The sequence below is a fragment of the Pedobacter sp. genome (assembly GCF_035566355.1).
Lineage (GTDB): Bacteria > Bacteroidota > Bacteroidia > Sphingobacteriales > Sphingobacteriaceae > Pedobacter.
On record NZ_DATMRL010000503.1, the window covers coordinates 1 to 3,686 of the forward strand.

The following is a 3,686-nucleotide window of genomic DNA, read 5'->3' on the forward strand; positions in this document are numbered from 1 at the left end:
ACTACCATAATTACGGCTTTCCGGCAGGAATAAATCCCTACCAGATGCCTTTGCTGTTTCCGGATTAGAGCTCAATGCTCCACAACTCAGTTCTATGAGCCCGTCGATATTGGCTGCTATGCGGTGGACTGCTCCAATAAAGGCATTTTTTCCACCGCCAATCATGCCCATTCTTATCTTTCCTGAAGCCATTAAATGTTATTTTTCTTTAATTCACTTACCGCATAATCACAGGCCCTGGCGGTTAAGGCCATATAAGTTAGTGATGGGTTCTGACAAGCTGCAGAAGTCATACAGGAACCATCGGTCACAAATACGTTTTTCACTTCATGCATCTGGTTCCATTTGTTGAGTACAGAGGTTTTAGGATCGTGTCCCATACGGGCTGTTCCCATTTCATGAATGGCCATGCCCGGAGAAGAACCATTATCATAAGTGTGCACGTCCTTCATACCTGCCGCTTCCAGCATTTCCGCTGCATCGTTCATCATATCCACGCGCATTTTCTGCTCATTCTCTTTGAACTCACAATCGATAGCCAGAACGGGTTGTCCCCATTTGTCTTTCTTGGTTTTATCAATATACACGCGGTTTTCAAAATAAGGCAGAGATTCACCAAATCCTCCAAGTCCCATGCTCCATTCGCCAGGAGTGGTCATCAGATCTTTAAATTCTGAACCAAAAGCCATTTCTGCAATTTCTTTATGCCAGTTGCCACGGCCTGCACCGCCCTGATAACCAAATCCTCTTACATAATCGCGTTTGTCTCCGCCCATGTTCTGGTACCGTGGAATGTAAATTCCATTGGCCCGTCTTCCATAGGTATACTTATCGTCAAAGCCTTCTGCTCTTCCAGATGCGCCACAGCGGAAATGATGGTCCATTAGATTATGGCCCAGCTGCCCGCTGCCATTACCCAGACCATCCGGGAATTCTGCTGATGTAGAATTCAGCAGCAGAAAAGTAGAACCTAAAGTAGAACCGTTTACGAAAACAATTTTTGCAAAGTATTCGATATGCTCATTTGTTTCTGAATCGATCACCAATACACCTTTTGCCTTTTGAGTTTCTTTATCATACAAGATCTGATTCACCAGCGAATAAGGACGAAGTGTCAGATTACCTGTAGCAACAGCTGCCGGAAGGGTAGAGGACTGCGTACTGAAGTAAGCCCCAAAAGGACAGCCCCTACTGCATAAATTGCGGTACTGGCACTTTCCTCTTCCTTTATGTTCTACCGTTAAATTGGCTGTACGGCCAATAGTCATGATCCTGGATTTATTCCATTTCGATTCTATACGTTTCTTCACTTCTTTTTCCACACAGTTCATCTCCATAGGAGGAAGAAACTGTCCATCAGGTAGGGCGGGCCAGTTTTCATTGCTTCCGCTAATGCCTGCAAAGCGTTCTACATAGTCATACCATGGGGCCAGGTCTTTATAACGGATAGGCCAGTCTACACCATGACCGTCTTTTAGATTGTCCTCGAAATTCAGATCGCTCAAACGATAACTCTGACGTCCCCACATCAGTGATTTTCCACCTACATGGAAACCTCTGTACCAGTCAAAACGTTTTACCTCTGTATAAGGACAGTCCAGGTCATTTACCCAGAAGCTTTCGTTAAATTCCTGGTAAGGGTAATCCCTGATCTGTACCGGGTGCGTTTTTTTCTGCTCTTGTGTTAAACGGCCGCGGTGTTCAAATTCCCAAGGCTTTTTCATCGCCGTGGTATAGTCTTTTATATGCTCAACGTTCCTTCCTCTTTCCAGTAATAGAACTTTTAAGCCTTTTTCTGTTAATTCTTTAGCTGCCCATCCACCACTTATTCCAGATCCGACTACAATGGCATCATATGTATTTTGTGTGGTTGCTTTTGTATTTAAATTACTCATTGTTTTTCTCTTAAATTATGTTGCCCAAATTTTCTGACCAGGTTTCAGAGGTACGTTTCCATCATAGTGGCCGGGAATGTCCAGATAAGCACAAGCCTGAGTTGCACCAATTTCAGAAGTGAAGTAACCCAGTAAAGTCAGGTCACGTGCGATGGCAAAGAAATAAGGAGTGGCTTCTTTCTTTTCTTTTGCCGCCATAGGCTTACCGGCTTGTTCTTTCTCTGGTTTTTGGATCACAGTGTTTTCTTTTGCCTTTCTTTCTGCTTCAGTTTTGTCACTCTCTGCCTTTTGGGCAGCAATGGTTTCCTCCCTCAGTTTGCCAAGCAGCTGTTGTTTTTGCTTAACATCAAGCTCCAGGAAGGATTTACTGAATTGCTTTTTAGAACTGGCCTCCAGATCGTCTAAGCCCTTCACAAAAGCTTTTTGGGCTTCTTCCGGATAACATTCTTTAAGCATCATGGAAATAAACGGTCCAACACCTGCAGCTTTTGCCCCTGGTGAGGAGGTGGTTGGAATAATGATATCGGCAATTTCTGTAATTACTTTTTCCTGGTCAGGAGAAAATAATTTGGAGTTGTCTTTGTTCCCTGTTGGGTTGCAGCCCTCCAGAAAAACACCGATCGTAGTAGCAGAAAGTGCGCCTCCGAGTAAAAAAGCTACACTTTTAACTGCGTCTCTTCTATCCATAGTGATTTAAATTTGGTTTTAAATAATTAGGTCCTAAGTGTGTTAGTTCTTCTAAAATAGGAATTTCCAAACAGAAAGTGTAATATTTACACCAAATCAGTTTTGTTTATATTGATTTTGTTACTAAATAGATTCTTTCTAAATAAAGACCCGCCCTCAGAGCGAATTAGGCCACAATAGACTTGCGGCTAGACACTTTAGACAGAATCTTTTTTTTACCTGCAGAAGAACAAATTGTCTGGATTAATAACACCTTTTTTAGTTTTTTTCATAAATGCGGTGTTAACAAAATATCCCCCATTTTTTTACCTTTGCCAAAACCGTATTTTAATGACTGAAAAAATAGTAGTACTAGGTTCAAACGGACAGATCGGTACCGAGCTGGTAACCGCTTTGAGAAAGACCTATGGAGAAAGTAATGTTGTGGCCTGCGACATCCGCAGACCGGATTATGATATAAAAAATGCCGGACCCTTTGAGTTCGTGAATGTTTTGGAGAAAGAAACTTTAAACAGCATCTTTCAGAAATACAAACCCACCCAGGTCTATCTCCTTGCTGCATTATTGTCTGCAACCGGAGAACAAAATCCAAAACTGGCCTGGGACCTGAACATGAATGGCCTGCTGAATATATTGGATCTGGCTCTGGTGTATAAAACGGCTAAGGTTTACTGGCCAAGTTCTATTGCGGTTTTTGGTCCTAATTCACCAAAAGACCAGACTCCGCAGTTTTGTGTAATGGATCCGAATACGGTATATGGAATCAGTAAGCTTGCCGGTGAACGCTGGTGTGAATATTATCATCAAAAATACGGTTTGGATGTTCGCAGTATCCGCTATCCGGGGCTGATCAGCTGGAAAGCTGCTCCAGGAGGAGGAACAACAGATTATGCGATCCATATTTTCCACGATGCACTAAAAAAAGGAGGATATTCTTCTTTCCTTTCTGCAGAAACGGAGCTTCCAATGATGTATATGGACGATGCCATTCGCGGAACGATTGAGTTAATGGATGCAGAAGCGAGCAAAATCTCGATCCGTTCCAGTTATAATTTTGGCGGCGTAAGTTTTACACCTGAGGTACTTGCTGCTGAAATCAGGAAA

At 42.8% G+C, this 3,686-nt stretch carries 3 protein-coding genes and 1 pseudogene; 1 reads left to right on the forward strand and 3 read right to left on the reverse strand.

Going from position 1 to position 3,686, the window contains the following annotated elements; all coding sequences use genetic code 11:
• The 3 genes and pseudogenes from VNZ46_RS19510 to VNZ46_RS19520 all read right to left on the reverse strand — a co-directional run.
• A pseudogene (locus VNZ46_RS19510) lies at window positions 1-192 on the reverse strand (gfo/Idh/MocA family oxidoreductase); the annotation flags it as partial.
• A complete protein-coding gene (locus tag VNZ46_RS19515) occupies window positions 192-1,895 on the reverse strand; it encodes a GMC family oxidoreductase (RefSeq protein ID WP_325561752.1) in 1,704 nt (567 codons plus the stop codon). The gene VNZ46_RS19515 and the pseudogene VNZ46_RS19510, both read right to left, overlap by 1 nt.
• A 15-nt stretch (window positions 1,896-1,910) precedes the next feature.
• The gene (locus VNZ46_RS19520; RefSeq protein WP_325561754.1) at window positions 1,911-2,582 is read right to left on the reverse strand and encodes a gluconate 2-dehydrogenase subunit 3 family protein; all 672 of its coding nucleotides are present in this window, start codon (window positions 2,580-2,582) and stop codon (window positions 1,911-1,913) included.
• A 330-nt stretch (window positions 2,583-2,912) separates the two neighbouring features.
• On the opposite strand from VNZ46_RS19520, the gene VNZ46_RS19525 reads away from it, so the two are divergent.
• The coding region (locus VNZ46_RS19525; RefSeq protein WP_325561756.1) for an NAD-dependent epimerase/dehydratase family protein at window positions 2,913-3,686 on the forward strand (774 nt) is incomplete at its 3' end.

Coding starts and splice junctions, on each gene's coding strand:
- VNZ46_RS19515 (WP_325561752.1), bottom strand. CDS start 1,895: ATGAGTAATTTAAATACAAAAGCAACCACACAAAATACATATGATGCC.
- VNZ46_RS19520 (WP_325561754.1), bottom strand. CDS start 2,582: ATGGATAGAAGAGACGCAGTTAAAAGTGTAGCTTTTTTACTCGGAGGC.